Here is a 17,975-nt window from a genome sequence, read left to right as displayed (position 1 = left end):
GATACAGCATACGCAGTACCCGCAAATATCTTAGCGAGCGCGACCTACAGCTTCGCCTAGCTGCCATACAGCCATCGCGTAGTGCGTGCTGTGATTGTAGCGCGTGATGGTGTAGAAGTTCGGTAATCCGTACCAGTATTGGTAACCCGTGCCGATGTCCAGCCGCAGCAGGCTGGCTTCACTGTATCCCGCCAGCGAATGCTGTGGTGTTAATCCCGCGGCCTGGAGTTCCGTGAGCGAGTAGCGGGTATTAAAACCGTTCGGGAGCAGCGGAGCCTGACCGTTTGCCTGCACCGCCACTGGCGCGCCTTTCACCCACCCGTGCGCTTTGAAATAATTGGCTACGCTGCCAATCGCGTCCACCGGATCCCACAAGTTGGTATGTCCGTTGCCGTCGAAATCCACCGCGTAGTTCTTGAAGGATGACGGCATAAACTGCCCATAGCCCATCGCACCCGCGTAAGAACCGCGTAGGCTGAGCGGGTCGTTGCCTTCTTTACGCGCCATCAGCAGGAAAGTTTCCAGCTCGCCCGTAAAGTAATCGGCACGTCGCGGGTAATCAAACGCCAGCGTTGCCAAGGCATCAATGATGCGCGTTTTCCCCATCACCCTGCCCCAGCGAGTTTCAACGCCAATAATGCCGACAATGATCTCAGGCGGGACGCCGTAAATATTCTGAGCGCGCTGTAGCGCATCCTGATATTGATTCCAGAACGCCACGCCGTTCTGCACGTTGTCTGGCGTAATAAACTGATTGCGGTAACGGTTCCAGGCGCCGTTAGGCCCTGAAGGCGGGCGCGATGTCGGGGCTTGTTTATCCATCAGACGGATCACCCAATCCAGACTTTTCGCCTGAACCAGCACATCATGCAGCTGCTGGCGATTAAAACCGTGCTCCAGCACCATTTTATCGACAAACCGCGCGGTAGCCGGGTTAGTCGCAAAATCACCGCCTAGCGGATGAACATTGTGTGCGGGTTCAAGCAGGAAGCCACCTTTAAAAGGATTACCTGAAGGCGCTTCTGCGGGAGGAGGGGCCGGCTGACTGCTACAGGCCGAGAGCAAAACGAGCAGAGGGAGAAAACGAGCCAAATGACGCATCAGATATCCGTATAGCCAGGTAAGGAATCAATACAGGCTATGGTAAAGGATTGTCTGATGTGAAAAAACCAGCCAGAGGTGAAAAAATGCAGCGCGCCGTTCAAATAGAAGACCGACGCGCGCGTTATCACATCCGAATCAGTTTTTCTTCACAAACTCGGACTTCAGCTTCATCGGGCCGAAACCATCGATTTTACAATCAATATTGTGATCGCCTTCGACCAGACGAATGCCCTTCACGCGGGTGCCGATTTTCAGCGGCGTTGAGCTGCCTTTTACTTTCAGGTCTTTAATGACCGTTACTGTATCGCCATCCGCCAGCAGATTGCCGTTAGCATCTTTCACCACTAAAGCGTCATCCTGCGCTGGCGCATCGCCTGCCGCCGACCACTCATTTCCGCATTCTGGGCAGTTAAGCATTTCGCCCTCTTGCCAGGTATATTCAGAACTGCATTTTGGACAATGAGGTAACTGTTGCATGATAAACTCCTGAAAAATTCACAATAAAAAAGTAATAAATATCATTAGGTAACTACCATATTTTCGATATTTTACCCTTTTATGCGTATTTTTGATAGTGAAGCCGCGTTTATCGTGACTTTACGACGCATCCGACACGGTTTCACCTTTTTCCGCCAGAAACGTAATCAATGCTTCTTGCGTTAGCGCTTTGGAATACAGCCAGCCCTGCGCATAAGCGACGCCAAGGCTTTTCAGATAGGCTTCCTGAATCGGCGTCTCAATCCCTTCGGCAACAATATGCAGATTAAGGCAGTGCGCCATGCTGACAATATGAGACAGCACAATATCGGTCGGTGAATGGTCACTAATATTCCCAACAAAGGACTTGTCGATTTTAAGCTTATTGGCCTTTACCCGCTCAAGATACGACAGCCCCGAATAGCCGGTACCAAAATCATCAATCGCGACATCAATACCTTGTTGTTGATACAATTCCACCATCGGTGCTGCTTTCTGGGGTTCAATCATGGATGATTCGGTTAATTCGACATTAACATTGGCACCACCGAGATCGTATATGGCAATCTGCTCCACGAGATAATTGAAAACGGACATATCCTCAAATTCGGCCGCCTCAAGATTGATAGAGACAAACATGTCAGGATCACTTTTCTTTAGTACACTGGCCGTTTGTAGCGCCTCATTAATGACGAACAAGGTTAACTCTTTCATCAACCCAACCTGACGAATCATGGGAATAAAAGAGTCTGGTGTAATCAGGTTACCGTCCGAATGACGCCAGCGAATAAGCGCTTCACATCCCACGACCTGAGCGGTATCCAATTTAATAATCGGCTGATAATGCAATTCAAACTCTTTTTGCCTTAGCGCCTGCTTGAGAACATAGAGCGGGCTCTGAATGGTCAGCGACTTTCTGGAGATAAGGATGGACAGAATCAGGGAAAGCAGCAGAAAAATAGGCAACGCAGAGAAAAAAATCTTCAGATAAAATGAGAGGGATGTGGATTGTTCCGCACTCACTACCAAAGCAAGATCGCTATCCGGTATCGGTTTCAAAACGTAGTATTTATCGCCAATATAAAACTTATCAGGGTTATTATCCCCGACGACCAGACGAGAATAAATATCATCACTCATTAAATCCGATAGAATAACGCGTCCATCTCCCTTATTTTTTTCCAGCAATGCGTATTGGATATTATAGCTGTAGGAAGGAATATCCAGAAATGAACGCGGATTCAACACCACAAGATGACGCGTTGCGCCAACATAAATCATCGGCTTATTTCTATTCAGCGGACTTTCAATTTTGTACCAAATATTATAGCTATTTTTATAGTGAAAATCGGGCGATGGAAGAAACATCCCCTTAATTTCGCTCATCATAGAAGAACAGCGGAGGCGATTCCCATCGATATAAACCACATCCTGAATATAATCATTGTCGTAAGCGATCTTACGCAGTAAACCTAAATGCAAATCATCACAATAAGGTGGAAGCTTTTTTTCTAAAATATCGAGTGCGGAGGTCGCCTGTAGAATGATTTTCCCAGCATGTTCAACCGTGACGTTAGAAAAATCATCCACTTCGTTTTCAAACTGTCTGAGCGTAAACGTTGAATAAACCGTAAGCACCAACGCAAAAAGAGAAGCCAGAATAAAAAGCAGGCTGGAAGATAATAAGAAAAAATTCTTCTTAAAATAGAGCGTTTGAAAATAGGCTAGCAGGCTTTTTTTCATAGGAGCGATGCATCATCATTATGAGAAATCCAACATAGCACACAACCCTTCTCGACAATGTATCGATATATCAAATAACTCTGATTTAAAGACGCCCGTAACCGTCGGATTCCGCAGCGCTTCTCGGGCAAAGGCAGCATCGCTATTTGCTTTTCTATTTGCCTTCCTATTTACCTTAAAAAACAGCCAGTTGCTTTCTATCACTTTTTTCTTATCGCTGCCGGCCTGTGATTTAATTGTAATGAGAACCATTATCATATTAACATAGCGCCCTATTATTGACCGTCGATACGTTTTTTCTATTTCTGCCCATGATAGCTGACCACGCCACTCCCTCTGCTGAACTGACGCTCGAATCACTCTATGGTTCGCATCACGGCTGGCTGAAGCACTGGCTGACGGGCAAGCTCCAATCCTCTTTTGATGCCGATGACATTGCTCAGGATACTTTCCTGCGTGTGATGAACGGCGAGTCGCTGACCGCAATCCGCGATCCTAAATCGTTTCTGTGTACCGTTGCCAAGCGCGTGATGGTCGATCTCTTTCGCCGCAATGCGCTGGAGAAAGCCTATCTGGATAGGCTGGCGCAGTTACCGGAGGCGCTTTCGCCCTCACCGGAGATCCAGCAACAGCAGCTTGAGACGCTCCAGCAGGTGGATCTCATGCTCGATGGCCTGAGCCACAAAGCACGACAGGCATTTTTGCTTTCCCAGCTTGACGGCATGGCCTACGGCGAGATCGCTACGCGACTAAATGTCTCCGTCAGCTCCGTCAAAAAGTACGTTGCCAAGGCCACCGAGCATTGCCTGCTGTTCCGTTTGGAGCACGGTCTGTGAGCCTCCCGCTGACCGATTCCCAGCGTCAGGCCCTACGCTCCGCCTCACATTGGTATGCGGTACTGAGCGACGAACGCGTGAGCCCCCAGCAAACTGAGAAATGGCAGCAGTGGTATGAGCAAAATCGGGATCACCAGTGGGCCTGGTCTCAGGTAGAAAACCTGCGCAGCCAGATGAACGTCGTGCCCGGCAACGTCGCCCACCGCACCCTTCAGGATTCGCAGCTTACCCGTCGCAGAGTGATGAAAGGTCTTTTACTGCTGTTAGGCGTTGGCGGCGGGTGGCAGCTTTGGCGCTCCGACACCGGAACGGGCCTGCGAGCCGATTACACCACGGCGAAAGGTGCAATCCGTCAGCAACGTCTGGAAGACGGAACGCTGCTTTCGCTGAACACCGACAGCGCCGTTGATGTTCGCTTCGATCCACAGCAGCGGCGTATTCACCTCTGGTACGGCGAAATCGCGATTACCACCGGACGGGATTCCAGCAGTCGACCTTTCTACGTGCAAACGCGACACGGGCAGTTGACCGCACTTGGCACTGAATTTACGGTCCGTCAGGAAGCCGACAGCACGCTACTGAGCGTGCAACATCATGCGGTGAAAGTCGTACTGGCAGAAGATCCGACCCAAGAGCGTATCGTACGGCAGGGAGAAAGCCTGCGCTTCAGCGCGCGGGATCTGGGTGAAATCCAATCCGCAGAAGAGGAAGACAGCAACTGGGCGCAGGGCCTTCTCAGTTTCAGCAATAAGCCGCTAGGCGACGTGATAGCGACGCTATCTCGCTATCGCCACGGCGTGCTGCGCTGTAGCCCAGAGGTCGCGACGCTGCGGTTAAGCGGCACCTTCCCGCTGAAAAATACCGATACGGTGTTACAGGTCATCGAGAAAACACTTCCTGTTAAGATTCAGTATATTACCCGTTACTGGGTCAATATCCTTCCCGCAAACTAAACGATAACGAAAAAAATTATCATTCTTGATTGTCCTTTTTCTCCCTCTCGTTCGACTTAGGTGTATAGAACAAAAATGATGATGGAGATGTTATGACGCTCTTACGCGCCTTTCGTAAAGCAACCCCTTTAGCCATGGCGATACAGCTCAGCCTGCTGTCGACAGTCGGTCTCACGACAGGGATAGCCCACGCCGCGACGGCTCCCGCCACCGCACGCTACGATATTGCTGCTGGCGAGTTAGACAAAGCGCTCAACCACTATGCCGCCCGCAGCGGGATTACGCTGTCGGTCGATGCCAGCCTGACGCAGGGTAAACGTAGCAACGGCCTACACGGCGACTACACCATTGACGGCGGTCTGAAAGCCCTGCTAGCGGGTAGCGGTCTGCAACTGAAGGCGCTGGGCGATAACGCCTGGACGTTGGAACCGATCCCAGCGGCAGCGGAAGAAACGCTGACGGTCGTTGGCGACTGGCTGGGGGAAGCGCGTGAAAATGACGTCTTTGAACATGCAGGCGCACGCGATGTGATCCGTCGTGAAGACTTCGCCAAGACCGGTGCCACCACCATGCGCGATGTCTTAAACCGTATGCCGGGCGTGTATGCGCCGGAAAATAACGGCACGGGCAGCCACGATCTGGCCATGAACTTTGGTATTCGCGGCCTCAGCCCACGTCTTGCCAGCCGTTCCACCGTGCTGATGGACGGCATTCCAGTACCGTTTGCCCCTTACGGTCAGCCGCAGCTTTCCCTTGCGCCCATCTCACTTGGCAATATGGACGCCATTGATGTCGTGCGCGGCGGCGGTGCCGTGCGTTACGGGCCACAGAGCGTCGGCGGCGTCGTGAACTTCGTCACCCGCGCGATCCCGAAAGAGTTTGGCATTAGTGCTGGCGTAGAAGGTCAACACAGCCCGACCTCTTCACAGCACAACCCGAAAGAAACGCACAATCTGCTGGTTGGCGGCACAGCGGATAACGGTTTTGGCTCGGCGCTGCTCTATTCCGGCACGCGCGGTAGCGACTGGCGTGAACACAGCGCGACGCGCATTGACGACGTGATGCTGAAAAGCCGCTATGCGCCAAACGAGGTGCACACGTTTAACAGCCTGCTGCAATATTACGATGGCAGCGCCGATATGCCGGGCGGCCTGTCGCGTGCCGATTACAATGCGGACCGCTGGCAGTCAACGCGCCCGTACGATCGCTTCTGGGGGCGTCGTCAGCTTGCCAGTCTGGGCTATCAATACCAGCCGGATCAGCAGCATAAATTCAATATTCAGGGCTTCTATACGCGCACGCTGCGCAGTGGCTATCTGGAACAGAACTCGATCATTACCCTGTCGCCACGCGAATATTGGGTACGCGGCATCGAACCCCGCTACAGCCAAAGTTTTACCCTCGGATCTTCCGCTCATGAAGTGGGCGTCGGCTACCGCTATGTCAGCGAATCCACCCATGAGGTACGTTACTTCACCAGCACCGCCAGCAAGACGCTGCCAAGCGCCAGCAGCCCTATCGACCGCGAAACCCGCGCGGGTACAGAAGCGCACGCCTGGTACATCGACGACCGCGTTGATATCGGCAACTGGACGATTACACCGGGAATGCGCTTTGAGCACATTAAATCCCATCAGGACAACACGCTGAAAGGCACGGGCGAAGCGGTCAGCTACAACGCCCCACTGCCCGCCTTGAACGTGCTCTACCACGTTAACGAGAGTTGGAATCTTTATGCAAACACCGAAGGATCATTCGGCACCGTACAGTACAGCCGAATTGGCAAGGCTGCTCAAAGCGGCAAAGTGGAGCCAGAAAAAGCGCGCACCTGGGAAGTCGGTTCCCGCTACGACGACGGCGCGCTGACGGCAGAAATGGGCGTTTTTCTGGTTAACTTCAATAACCAGTATGACTCCAATCAGACCAACAACACCGTCACCACGCGGGGAAAAACCCGCCATTCTGGGCTGGAAACACAGGCACGTTATCACCTTGCCGAGCTGTCACCCCGCTTAGACGCGGTATCGGTTTATGCGCGCTATTCCTATGTGAATGCGGAAATTCGCGAAGCGGGCGATACCTACGGTAATCAGGTGCCCTTCTCTTCAAAACACCGGGGAGGATTCGGCGTCGATTATCAGCCGGGCAACTGGACGTTCAACCTGAACAGCGAGTTCCAATCCAGCCAATTCGCCGATAACGCCAACACCGCTGCCGAAAGCGCCGATGGCAGCGCCGGACGTATCCCCGGCTTTATGCTGTGGGGCGCACGCGCGGCCTACGACTTTGGTCCGCAGTTCTCTGACCTCAATCTGGCCTTTGGTGTGAAAAACCTGTTCGACCACGATTACTACACGCGCTCGAACAGCGATGACAACAACAAAGGGATTTATGCCGGTCAGCCCCGCACCTTCTATATGCAGGGCTCGCTGAAATTCTGATCGCCACACGCACTCGCCGGGCACCTGCCCGGCCTGACTAACGATCGTGACTAAGAACGGAGTTACGCTATGTTTGCACTAATTCGCATTGCACTGATTGCAACACTTTGTCTGTTCGGACTGGGCCGCGCCAATGCGGTAACAGTGCAGGATGAACAAGGTTCCTTTACGCTCGACACGCCGCCTCAGCGCATTGTGGTGCTGGAACTGTCTTTTGCCGATGCGCTGGCAGCGATAGACGTCAGCCCAGTCGGGATCGCCGATGACAACGATCCAGATCGGATCCTGGCGGAGGTCCGCGAGCACCTTAAACCCTGGCATTCCGTAGGCACACGCGCACAGCCGAGCCTGGAAGCCATCAGCGCACTGAAACCTGATTTGATTATCGCCGACAGCAGCCGCCATAGCGGTATTTACGCGGCGCTGAAAGCGATTGCACCGGTGCTGCTGCTGAAGTCGCGCAACGAAACCTATGAAGAAAACCTGCACTCTGCGGAGATCATCGGCAAAGTACTGGGGAAAGACAGCGCGATGCAGGCTCGTCTGGCCCAGCATCGCGAGACGATGAAAGCCTACGCCGCACAGCTTCCCAAAGGGACGAACGTGGTCTTCGGTACCTCGCGTGAGCAGCAGTTTAACCTGTATTCCAGCGACGCTTACACTGGCAGCGTGCTGGCCGCACTCGGCCTAAGCGTCCCGAAACCCATCAACAACGCCCCGATGGCTTCCATCAATCTGGAGCAGTTGCTGGCGATTAACCCACAGTGGCTGATTGTGACGCACTATCGCGAAGAAAGTATCGTGAAACGTTGGCAGCAGGATACGCTCTGGAACCTGTTGGAAGCGCAGCAAAAACAGCAGATTGCCGCCGTTGATAGCAATGCCTGGGCGCGGATGCGCGGCATTTTTGCAGCGGAACGCATCGGCAGCGATACGGTGAAGATTTTTAAGCATCAGCCCGTTAGCGTCAGCAGCGAGCAATGAGGCAAGGTTTTCACCCATTTTGGCGTTGGGGATTACCGATAGCGGCACTGCTGGGCGTGTTTTGGCTTAGCCTGTTCTGTTATTCCGCGATCCCCATTCCCGCCTTGAGTGCCGTCAAAGCGCTGGTAACGGGATCGTCCTCTTCACTACCCGAGGCACTGGTGCTGAACCTGCGCCTGCCACGCAGTCTGGTTGCCGTCCTGATCGGCGCCAGTCTGGCATTGTCCGGTTCCCTGCTTCAGACCTTGACCCATAATCCTCTGGCTTCTCCTTCTCTGCTCGGCATCAACAGCGGCGCAGCGCTAGCGATGGCACTGACCAGCGCATTCAGTTCTTCACTCTCCGGCTACCCTATCGCCTTTGTTGCCGCCTGCGGCGGCGGTCTGTGCTGGCTGATAGTGATGGCAGCGGGTGGCGGCTGGCGACAAACGCTCGATCGCAATCGGCTGATTCTGGCGGGCGTCGCGCTTTCCGCCCTGTGCATGGCCTTAACACGGATTACGCTCCTGCTGGCGGAAGATCACGCCTACGGCATTTTTTATTGGCTGGCGGGCGGCGTATCGCATGCGCGCTGGGTGGAATTCTGGCAACTCTTCCCGTTTGTCATCACCGTCACTCCCGTTGTCCTGCTGCTGGCTAACCAGCTTAATCTGTTGAACATCGGTGACGTCAGCGCCCATACGCTGGGCGTCAACTTAGGCAGACTGCGCCTGATCCTCAATCTGGCGGTGCTACTTCTGGTGGGGGCCTGCGTCAGCGTGGCCGGTCCGGTAGCGTTTATCGGCCTGTTAATACCGCATCTGGCGCGTTTCTGGATCGGTTACGACCAAAGAAAGCTGCTCCCCATGAGCATGCTGATGGGCGCGGCGTTTATGTTACTGGCCGATCTGCTTGCCCGTGCGCTCGCCTGGCCGGGCGAACTGCCTGCTGGCGCGGTACTGGCGCTAATCGGCGCTCCCTGTTTCGTGTGGTTGGCAAGGAGGCGAGGATAATGCGCCCCGTTATTGTGTTCATCTCGATTACGCTGCTGTTACTCGCCACCAGCATTCTGTCGCTGCGCATGGGCGCGATTCCGCTGCCGTGGTCGGCGTTGATGGGCGGCTGGCACAGCACCAGCGAACATCATTATGTACTGACTCAATACCGTTTGCCGCGTGTGCTGCTGGCGCTGTTTGTCGGCACGGCACTGGCTATTTCCGGCGTGCTGGTGCAAGGGATTGTGCGTAACCCGCTGGCATCACCGGATATTCTCGGCGTGAACCACGCGGCGAGTCTGGCGACCGTCGGCGCGCTGATGCTGGTGCCTGCGCTGCCGGTGATTTGGCTGCCGCTGCTCGCGTTTATCGGGGGCATAGCTGGGTTACTGCTGCTGAGACTGATTGCAGGAACATCATCCCCAATGCGGCTGGCGCTCATCGGCGTCGCGCTATCTGCCACCTGGGCAAGCGTCACCGATTACATGATTCTCTCCCGCCCGCAGGATATCAACAACGCGCTACTGTGGCTGACGGGTAGCCTGTGGGGACGGGACTGGTCATTCGTCATGGTCGCACTGCCCGTTCTCAGCGTACTCATTCCGCTCAGTCTGCGCTTTTGCCGCGATCTGGATTTGTTAGCACTGGGCGACGACCGCGCCAGCACGCTGGGCGTGAATATCGGGCGCATTCAGTTTTGGGGATTAGCACTTGCCGTCGCACTCGCCGCAACCAGCGTGGCCGTGTGCGGGCCTATCGGCTTTATCAGCCTCGTGGTGCCGCATCTGATCCGCTATCTGGTGGGAGGACGGCATCGCTGGCTCCTCCCAACGTCTGCCGCTGCCGGTTCGCTGGTATTGCTGCTTGCCGATCTGCTGGCGCGCACGCTGAACCCGCCGATGGAATTACCCGCAGGGGTGCTCACTGCCATTATCGGCGCGCCCTGGTTTTTTTGGCTTCTTGTGAGAATGCGCTAAATGGAACTGACAACACAAAACCTGACGGCGGGCTATGGCGACAAGCGTATTCTTGACGGTCTGTCGCTGTCGCTACCCGCCGGAAAAATTACCGCCCTGCTCGGCCCTAACGGCTGCGGTAAATCAACGCTGCTAAAGTGTTTCGCCAAGCTACTTACCCCGGAATCCGGCGCTATTCAGCTCAACGGCAAGCCGCTCTCTGCGTTCTCTGCCCGCCAGCTCTCGCGCCATCTGGCACTGTTACCGCAGCAGCATTTGACACCAGAGGGGATCACCGTGCGTGACATGGTAGCCTACGGGCGTAGCCCCTGGCTGTCACTGTGGGGACGGTTATCGCAGGACGATCGCCAGCGCGTGCAGCTCGCGATGGAGAAAACGCACATCGTCGACCTCGCCGACAAACGGTTAACCGATTTATCCGGTGGACAGCGCCAGCGGGCATTTCTGGCGATGCTGCTGGCGCAGGATACGCCCGTCGTCCTGCTCGATGAGCCGACAACCTACCTCGATATCAATCATCAGGTCGAGTTAATGAAGCTGCTACGTGAACTGAATCGGGCTGGCAAAACGGTGGTGGCCGTGCTGCACGATCTGAATCAGGCCAGCCGCTACTGCGATCATCTGGTGATGCTGGCTGGCGGGCGTGTGATGGCGCAGGGTTCACCGCACGAGGTCATGAAACCGGCATTACTCCAGCAGGTGTTCAGCATTGATGCGGAGATCCACGCAGAGCCAGTCTCAGGCCAACCGATGTGTGTGGTGCGGTGATAGCGGGTCATATTTTTATCCAGCATTCGTGGGCAATAAGTTGAGTGGTGCGGATATTATGCTGGGCTTCGTTATTAATACCGTCGTAGAACAGCTCGTTACCGGAGAACGATTCTCGAATATTCAGCGCTATTCATAGCGGCTGAAAAAACTGCCTAGCTGGCAAAAAGTTCAGGCCATTGAATCACGCGCAGAATAAGGAATCAGCGCGAGGCATCATGTCATACTTTGGCAAAAGAATGATCGGCCTCGCGCACCCAGACTACTGTGGGAAACCGACCCCACTTATCTTTTTCACACTGACAAATCAGCCCAAAATCAATATAAAGAGTTGTATAGCCCCCCTGCCCTCTCATTATCATTATTTAAATTAAAAATAATTAGCGTATTAATCACTTCAAGAATCAAGCATGGCAAGTGATATACACCATACGATAACCGCTATTGACTCATTGATTAAAAAATGCAGAAATTACCCTCCCATAAGGAAAAAGTATTTATGGACGATAGTGTTAAAATGTCTCTACGCCCTATCAAACACAATAAAGTCGGGATAAAAAATGAATGATCAGGAAATGGAAAGAGAACTCTTAGAGAATGGCTTCACTCAGAACGATATTAACTTTATGAGAAAAATAATCTCTCGTGGTGAGGATAGTGAAGAGACACTACAAAACTTGACTCATACATTACGAGCACGGTTCTATAATGGATGCTTTTTGTTTATTGTTATAACCTCTGCATTTACCATTAATTTTATTTTTAATACACCGGTTGATTCAGTTGAATTCTTTGTTTATTTTTTTGTCATGATGCTTTCTCTTTTCTTAGTTTATCACATAGGACCAATGAAATTGGCATATAAATCATATAGACTAATAAAGGAGAAGGAACATGAATGACCAAGAGACAGAAAAGGAACTCTTAGAGAATGGTTTCACACAAAACGATATTACTAAAATGAAAAAATTAATTTCTCGTGGAGGTAATAGTGAGGAAACCTTATCGATGTTAACACGCTCACTGAAAAAGGCATTTTTCAATGGTTTTTTCATATTAGCGATTCTTATTTCTTCATTTATTATCAATGCCATGTTTAATATCTCCAATGATGGAGTGGAAGTATTGGTTCATTTTATATTTACGATATTTTTCACTTTACCTATATATTATCTTATCCCAATGAACTTAGCATACAAATGCTACTCCTATCTAAAGAAAAAAGGAAAAACGGGCTAATCTAGCCCATTATCTTAAAGAGAGTCATCTTTATATATATCAGACATTATTCGTATCTTATTTCCAGCCCCAACCATCTTCAACATCAAAGATGCTCTGCGCATCGTATTTATTTTTCTATAATAATCGCTGGGAATATATCGAAAAAGCCGCCAGGCATCGGGTTTTTGTGTTAATTTTACGATGCTGATGAATCACATTCTCGGTTCGCCTTTTATAAAAAATTAACATTCACACAAATAATAATCACGATAATTATAATATAAACAACCATTTAAATCATACATATTGTACGATAACGGCTATTGACTCATTTGCTAAAAAATGCAGAAATTACCCCTCCCATAAGAAAAAAGGATTTATGGGGCAGGATTATGGACAACATGAAGGAGTAAATAATGGCAAATTTGATCTATCTAAAACTCACTGGCATCAAACAAGGTCTTATCTCTGCGGGCTGTTCAAGTGCAGACTCTATCGGCAACAAATATCAGGCTTCTCATGAAGATGAAATTTTTGTTTATGAGTTAATGAACCAGATAACAAGACAAGATAATGTTTCTTTGTATCCCGTCGAAATAAGAAAGCCAATAGATAAAGCCACCCCACTTCTGGCTCAGGCATTAAGCGATAACGAAAAGCTAACCTGTGAATTTCTGTTTTACAGAACGTCCCAATCCGGTGGCAACGAGCTCTACTTTAAAATGGTGCTGAGAGATGCAGTTATTACAGGTATACAATTTCATTATCCGAATTCATTAACACATAATGAGGTTCAACCTCATGAAAGCATTTCTTTTAAATTTGCATCAATCGAATGGGAGCATGTAGTAGCAAGAACCAGTTCTTACATTTTATGGGAAACAGTAAAATACTAGCATCTGACAGTGAAATATTCTAAACATTGCTAATACCATTTAGAATATTTCACATATAAAAAAACAACAATAAACACCCATATAACGGTAAGATAGAATCCGCAGTTTGGAAAAAAACTAACAAAAAAAACACCGCCTAAAACAATGGCGACAACAGGTACAAAATAAAAAAAAGACTGACCTAACCATTCAACAATCCATTTCATTTTTTTAAAACCTGGTTTAGTAAATAAATGACATCATCTTCATTATAATAACCGGAGTTGGTCATGTATATTATTTTTGACATTTCAGGTTCAATTAAAAAATACAATGACTCGATTTTTTCATTATATAACTCCCAATAATACTCTGGCTCTATATTTTTTAATCTTCTTGCTGCCATCGCTGCTTTTTGCATTTTTCCATAAAAACTTCCCACCTGTACAACAGCCAGACTACCTTTATTAATAATTTTGGTATGTGAATCATTAAAATCTCTCGATGTTCTGACTATTTTAGCGATTACATAAGCAAGGGATAATTTGCTAAATTTAATGGAGGCGTGTTCAGCTATTTTTTTTGCAATCTCCTGTAAAATACTATTTTGTTTTTCCTCGCTTATTCTTATTAGCTTTTTTTTGAAAAAAATCTCAACCATATCAAGAACAACATCATCTCTTAGATACACCTGCTTAACAGCAATAAGCATTCTGTAATCTTCTTTCCTTAACTGCCGACAAACATCTTTATAATCATCGAAAAGACAAGAACCATACCAACTTACTCTTTCTACTCCAGAATATAAGGTATCCGCAGTTTCCCTAAGATCCTGCTTAATTTCCACAAGTGCATTCTCAATTTTCAACGCAATAATTCGGTCTGCCTGCATTTTTTGTTTCAGATAAGCAATAGTCATCCCGTACCTCATAAAATTTGACTTTAAAATCCTTTTACTTAAAATGATACCTTATGTTGAGGAAAATAAGAAGAATGGATAAAGTGAAAAAAACAATTTTATTTTTAATAATTAGCGTGATATATATAATTTTTTTATTTGAGCTAGTATTTAAATACACACCTGAAAAGATTTACTTATTTATTGCAAAGCTAACCAACCCATTTAACATAATTAATTCGTCTTTAGATTCATTAATTACCTCCCTTGTATTAATAGCACTACTTTTATCATGGCTGACAACTAAATTAATAGTAAAAAAACTCACACCTAGGTAAAACCATTCACTATCTATAATGAAATCTTAAATGCAATTAACTTTACAACCGTAATCATGCGTATACTATAACAATTACTCTCAACTTTTAAAACGCAAAAAATAATTATAGAAAAAAGAATAAAAAACACTGTTAAACTTGCAACTACATTTCCATTTTTATAAAAATCATAAACAGAAAAAATAGGCTCATGAAGACCGGAAGGTACATTGTTTCCCTGCATAAACGTGTAACTATAAAAACATAGTCTGCAAAGGACTCGGATTTCTTCGTTATAGTGTTAAATTTGAAATCATCGCTTTTGATATAGACATAATTATTTTTCAGGCGAAGTAGCTCCCTGACAATCAATCCTGATTTTAAGACTAGTGCTCTTTTATCCATCATCCATTCCCTTGGTTGGTTGTTCTTTTGCTACTGCAATCTTACCCTATGGTTGACTGCGGCATTAGGCAGAAATGTCACCCATTATAAGCTCAATAACATTGATTGTTCGCCGATTTGACTTAACCTTCACCTTATCGACCTTATACCTTTTCCAGGCAAACTTGCGAGCCGCCTCGCGCGCCTGAGTAATAGAGGAAAAATCGCATTCGCATCCCTGTCTCAGTCTGGTAACGTCGTCTGACGCCAAATAACGGCCACCAGTGGTAAGATAGCGCATTCGCGGGTGATGTTTTTCATCCGTCAGTCAGTATACTTCTGGCATTCCATTTCAATGCTCAGGTGACGTGCCATCAGCAAGGTTAACCATCAAACCCAGCGCCATCACCTGAACGAACAAAAGCGTTAAGACTGAGTAAAATCAATATGAAAGATTCTACCGACAAGGATTTCACTGCCCACACTCCCATGATGCAGCAGTACTTTAGGTTAAAGGCTGAACATCCGGAAATCCTGCTGTTTTACCGCATGGGCGATTTTTATGAGCTGTTCTATGACGATGCCAAGCGGGCTTCTCAACTGCTGGATATCTCGCTGACGAAGCGCGGTGCCTCCGCAGGGGAACCGATACCAATGGCAGGCGTTCCTCACCATGCCGTTGAAAACTACCTTGCCAGACTGGTGCAAATGGGCGAATCCGTCGCTATCTGCGAACAGATTGGCGATCCCGCAACCAGCAAAGGTCCGGTAGAACGCAAAGTTGTACGTATCGTCACGCCAGGAACCATCAGCGACGAAGCGCTATTGCAGGAAAAGCAGGATAACCTGCTGGCCGCAATCTGGCAGGACGGTCGGGGGTTCGGTTATGCCACTCTGGATATCAGCTCAGGACGCTTTCGCGTGAGCGAACCAGACGATCGGGAAACCATGGCGGCCGAATTGCAGCGTACCAATCCAGCAGAATTACTCTACCCTGAATCTTTTGAGTCCATGGATTTGATCGAAAATCGCCATGGGCTTCGCCGCCGTCCGCTGTGGGAATTTGAGCCCGACACCGCACGCCAGCAGCTCAATCTGCAGTTTGGTACCCGCGATCTGACCGGTTTTGGCGTAGAGCAGGCGAAGCTCGCACTGCGAGCCGCCGGATGCCTGCTGCAATACGCGAAAGATACCCAGCGCACCTCGCTGCCGCATATCCGCGGAATTACGATGGAGCGCCAGCAGGACGGCATCATCATGGATGCGGCCACCCGCCGTAACCTTGAACTGACGCAAAATCTGTCCGGCGGCGTGGAGAATACGCTGGCCGCCGTACTGGACTGCACCGTGACGGCAATGGGCAGCCGGATGCTGAAGCGCTGGATTCACATGCCCAGCCGCGATATTGATGCGCTTAAACAACGCCAGCAGGCTATCAGCGCGTTGCAGGACATCACGCCCGCTCTGCAACCCTCTCTGCGACAGGTCGGCGATCTGGAGCGTATTCTGGCGCGACTCGCGTTGCGCACGGCACGCCCACGCGATCTGGCGCGTATGCGCCACGCTTTCCAGCAGTTCCCCGATATTCGTGAGCAGCTTGCGCCACTGGATACCGATTCCGTTCGTCGTCTGGTCAGCCTGATTGGGCAATTTGATGAGCTACGTGATTTGCTGGAACGCGCCGTTGTCGAAGCACCGCCTGTGCTAGTACGTGACGGCGGTGTGATAGCGCCGGGCTACCATGCAGAGCTGGATGAGTGGCGCGCGCTGGCTGACGGTGCCAGCGATTATCTGGATCGTCTGGAAATTCGCGAACGCGAAAAATTGGGGCTCGATACGCTGAAAGTCGGCTTCAATGGCGTACATGGCTATTACATTCAGGTCAGCCGTGGCCAAAGCCATCTGGTGCCGATCCACTACGTACGCCGCCAGACGCTAAAAAATGCCGAACGCTATATCATCCCCGAACTGAAAGAGTACGAAGACAAAGTTCTGACCTCGAAAGGCAAAGCGCTGGCGCTGGAAAAAGCACTCTATGATGAGCTTTTCGATCTGCTGCTGCCTCATCTGGCCGAGCTTCAACAAAGCGCTGCCGCGTTGGCAGAATTGGACGTTCTGACGAATCTGGCCGAACGTGCCGATACGCTGAACTACGTCTGCCCGACGCTGAGTGATAAGCCCGGCATCAAAATTACGGGCGGTCGTCACCCCGTTGTCGAACAGGTACTTCGTGAGCCGTTTATTTCGAACCCTCTGTCGCTAGCACCACAGCGTCGTATGCTGATTATCACCGGCCCCAACATGGGCGGTAAAAGTACCTATATGCGTCAGGCCGCACTGATTGTGCTGATGGCGCACATCGGCTGTTTTGTGCCTGCGGATCAGGCGGTCATTGGCCCCGTCGATCGTATTTTCACTCGTGTGGGTGCCGCCGACGACTTGGCCTCCGGCCGCTCTACCTTTATGGTGGAAATGACAGAAACGGCGAATATTCTGCATAATGCCACGGAAAACAGCCTGGTATTGATGGACGAAATCGGGCGCGGAACCTCAACCTATGACGGCCTGTCGCTGGCCTGGGCCTGTGCCGAAAATCTGGCGAACCGCATCAAAGCGATGACGCTGTTTGCAACGCACTACTTTGAACTAACCACTCTGCCGGAGAAAATGGAAGGCGTGGTGAATGTGCATTTAGATGCGCGCGAACACGGCGATACCATCGCCTTCATGCACAGCGTACAAGATGGTGCAGCCAGCAAAAGTTATGGCCTTGCCGTCGCCGCACTGGCTGGCGTACCGAAAGAAGTGATTAAGCGCGCACGCCAGAAGCTGAAGGAGCTGGAAACGCTATCGAATAATGCGTCATCCAGCCATATCGATGGCGCGCAGCTGGCGCTGCTGAGCAATGACGAACCGTCACCGGCAATTGAAGCGCTGGAAGCCATTGATCCTGATGCGCTCACGCCGCGTCAGGCGTTAGACTGGCTTTATCAGCTAAAGAAAATGCTCTAACCCGAGTTAGA

The 17,975-nt window shown here is 50.2% G+C and carries 16 protein-coding genes; 11 read left to right on the top strand and 5 right to left on the bottom strand.

Annotation, left to right across the window (positions count from 1 at the left end; all coding sequences use genetic code 11):
* Positions 1 to 30 precede the first annotated feature (30 nt).
* The 3 genes from mltB to HP572_RS02625 form a co-directional block, all read right to left on the bottom strand.
* Entirely contained in the window at positions 31 to 1,101 is a 1,071-nt protein-coding gene (gene mltB / locus HP572_RS02635) for a lytic murein transglycosylase B (RefSeq protein WP_240584717.1), read from the bottom strand.
* Positions 1,102 to 1,239: 138 nt separating this feature from the next.
* A complete protein-coding gene (locus HP572_RS02630; RefSeq protein WP_014914475.1) occupies positions 1,240 to 1,581 on the bottom strand; it encodes a zinc ribbon domain-containing protein YjdM in 342 nt (113 codons plus the stop codon).
* A gap of 120 nt (positions 1,582 to 1,701) precedes the next feature.
* Positions 1,702 to 3,324, bottom strand: a complete 1,623-nt coding sequence (locus tag HP572_RS02625) for an EAL domain-containing protein (protein ID WP_240584716.1) — start codon at positions 3,322 to 3,324, stop codon at positions 1,702 to 1,704.
* Between the two features lie 314 nt (positions 3,325 to 3,638).
* On the opposite strand from HP572_RS02625, the gene fecI reads away from it, so the two are divergent.
* From fecI to HP572_RS02580, 9 genes are all read left to right on the top strand, one after another.
* On the top strand, positions 3,639 to 4,160 hold the full coding sequence (gene fecI, locus HP572_RS02620; RefSeq protein ID WP_240585678.1) for a ferric citrate uptake sigma factor FecI: 522 nt from the start codon (positions 3,639 to 3,641) through the stop codon (positions 4,158 to 4,160).
* The gene (fecR, locus tag HP572_RS02615) at positions 4,157 to 5,113 is read left to right on the top strand and encodes a ferric citrate uptake sigma factor regulator FecR (RefSeq protein ID WP_240584715.1); all 957 of its coding nucleotides are present in this window, start codon (positions 4,157 to 4,159) and stop codon (positions 5,111 to 5,113) included. Before fecI ends, fecR begins: the two co-directional genes overlap by 4 nt.
* A 92-nt stretch (positions 5,114 to 5,205) precedes the next feature.
* A complete protein-coding gene (fecA, locus tag HP572_RS02610; RefSeq protein ID WP_240584714.1) occupies positions 5,206 to 7,554 on the top strand; it encodes a TonB-dependent Fe(3+) dicitrate receptor FecA in 2,349 nt (782 codons plus the stop codon).
* Between the two features lie 69 nt (positions 7,555 to 7,623).
* Positions 7,624 to 8,538 carry a Fe(3+) dicitrate ABC transporter substrate-binding protein FecB gene (locus HP572_RS02605; protein ID WP_240584713.1) on the top strand — a complete coding sequence of 305 codons (915 nt, stop codon included), beginning with the start codon at positions 7,624 to 7,626 and terminating at the stop codon, positions 8,536 to 8,538.
* Positions 8,535 to 9,530 carry an iron-dicitrate ABC transporter permease FecC gene (gene fecC, locus HP572_RS02600; protein ID WP_240584712.1) on the top strand — a complete coding sequence of 332 codons (996 nt, stop codon included), beginning with the start codon at positions 8,535 to 8,537 and terminating at the stop codon, positions 9,528 to 9,530. The genes HP572_RS02605 and fecC overlap by 4 nt, the downstream gene beginning before the upstream one ends.
* Positions 9,530 to 10,489 carry a Fe(3+) dicitrate ABC transporter permease subunit FecD gene (fecD, locus tag HP572_RS02595; RefSeq protein WP_240584711.1) on the top strand — a complete coding sequence of 320 codons (960 nt, stop codon included), beginning with the start codon at positions 9,530 to 9,532 and terminating at the stop codon, positions 10,487 to 10,489. The genes fecC and fecD overlap by 1 nt, the downstream gene beginning before the upstream one ends.
* On the top strand, positions 10,490 to 11,257 hold the full coding sequence (gene fecE, locus HP572_RS02590) for a Fe(3+) dicitrate ABC transporter ATP-binding protein FecE (protein WP_240584710.1): 768 nt from the start codon (positions 10,490 to 10,492) through the stop codon (positions 11,255 to 11,257). It begins immediately after the preceding gene.
* Positions 11,258 to 11,817: 560 nt separating this feature from the next.
* On the top strand, positions 11,818 to 12,159 hold the full coding sequence (locus HP572_RS02585; protein WP_240584709.1) for a hypothetical protein: 342 nt from the start codon (positions 11,818 to 11,820) through the stop codon (positions 12,157 to 12,159).
* Positions 12,152 to 12,496 carry a hypothetical protein gene (locus HP572_RS02580; protein WP_240584708.1) on the top strand — a complete coding sequence of 115 codons (345 nt, stop codon included), beginning with the start codon at positions 12,152 to 12,154 and terminating at the stop codon, positions 12,494 to 12,496. Before HP572_RS02585 ends, HP572_RS02580 begins: the two co-directional genes overlap by 8 nt.
* Before the next feature lie 14 nt (positions 12,497 to 12,510).
* Here the strand turns inward: HP572_RS02580 and HP572_RS02575 are convergent, their stop codons facing one another.
* Complete coding sequence (locus HP572_RS02575; RefSeq protein WP_240585677.1) at positions 12,511 to 12,681, bottom strand: DUF4225 domain-containing protein; 171 nt, start codon at positions 12,679 to 12,681, stop codon at positions 12,511 to 12,513.
* 213 nt (positions 12,682 to 12,894) lie between these two features.
* Between HP572_RS02575 and HP572_RS02570 the strand changes: the two genes are divergently transcribed.
* Positions 12,895 to 13,374, top strand: a complete 480-nt coding sequence (locus HP572_RS02570; protein ID WP_039466971.1) for an Hcp family type VI secretion system effector — start codon at positions 12,895 to 12,897, stop codon at positions 13,372 to 13,374.
* A gap of 202 nt (positions 13,375 to 13,576) precedes the next feature.
* Here the strand turns inward: HP572_RS02570 and HP572_RS02565 are convergent, their stop codons facing one another.
* On the bottom strand, positions 13,577 to 14,272 hold the full coding sequence (locus HP572_RS02565; RefSeq protein WP_240584707.1) for a hypothetical protein: 696 nt from the start codon (positions 14,270 to 14,272) through the stop codon (positions 13,577 to 13,579).
* Between the two features lie 1,127 nt (positions 14,273 to 15,399).
* On the opposite strand from HP572_RS02565, the gene mutS reads away from it, so the two are divergent.
* Positions 15,400 to 17,964, top strand: coding sequence for a DNA mismatch repair protein MutS (gene mutS / locus HP572_RS02560; RefSeq protein WP_240584706.1), 2,565 nt, complete (start codon positions 15,400 to 15,402; stop codon positions 17,962 to 17,964).
* The last annotated feature ends 11 nt before the right edge of the window (positions 17,965 to 17,975 follow it).

The sequence above is a fragment of the Pectobacterium sp. PL64 genome, assembly GCF_022477975.1.
Lineage (GTDB): Bacteria > Pseudomonadota > Gammaproteobacteria > Enterobacterales > Enterobacteriaceae > Pectobacterium > Pectobacterium jejuense.
Note: the sequence above shows the minus strand (reverse complement) of the source record. Positions and strands in the feature narration are given on the sequence as shown.

Excerpts from the sequence above, each read along its gene's own strand:
- mltB (WP_240584717.1), bottom strand. The coding sequence starts at position 1,101 with ATGCGTCATTTGGCTCGTTTTCTCCCTCTGCTCGTTTTGCTCTCGGCC.
- HP572_RS02630 (WP_014914475.1), bottom strand. The coding sequence starts at position 1,581 with ATGCAACAGTTACCTCATTGTCCAAAATGCAGTTCTGAATATACCTGG.
- HP572_RS02625 (WP_240584716.1), bottom strand. The coding sequence starts at position 3,324 with ATGAAAAAAAGCCTGCTAGCCTATTTTCAAACGCTCTATTTTAAGAAG.
- fecA (WP_240584714.1), top strand. The coding sequence starts at position 5,206 with ATGACGCTCTTACGCGCCTTTCGTAAAGCAACCCCTTTAGCCATGGCG.
- HP572_RS02605 (WP_240584713.1), top strand. The coding sequence starts at position 7,624 with ATGTTTGCACTAATTCGCATTGCACTGATTGCAACACTTTGTCTGTTC.
- fecC (WP_240584712.1), top strand. The coding sequence starts at position 8,535 with ATGAGGCAAGGTTTTCACCCATTTTGGCGTTGGGGATTACCGATAGCG.
- fecD (WP_240584711.1), top strand. The coding sequence starts at position 9,530 with ATGCGCCCCGTTATTGTGTTCATCTCGATTACGCTGCTGTTACTCGCC.
- fecE (WP_240584710.1), top strand. The coding sequence starts at position 10,490 with ATGGAACTGACAACACAAAACCTGACGGCGGGCTATGGCGACAAGCGT.
- HP572_RS02585 (WP_240584709.1), top strand. The coding sequence starts at position 11,818 with ATGAATGATCAGGAAATGGAAAGAGAACTCTTAGAGAATGGCTTCACT.
- HP572_RS02580 (WP_240584708.1), top strand. The coding sequence starts at position 12,152 with ATGAATGACCAAGAGACAGAAAAGGAACTCTTAGAGAATGGTTTCACA.
- HP572_RS02570 (WP_039466971.1), top strand. The coding sequence starts at position 12,895 with ATGGCAAATTTGATCTATCTAAAACTCACTGGCATCAAACAAGGTCTT.
- HP572_RS02565 (WP_240584707.1), bottom strand. The coding sequence starts at position 14,272 with ATGACTATTGCTTATCTGAAACAAAAAATGCAGGCAGACCGAATTATT.
- mutS (WP_240584706.1), top strand. The coding sequence starts at position 15,400 with ATGAAAGATTCTACCGACAAGGATTTCACTGCCCACACTCCCATGATG.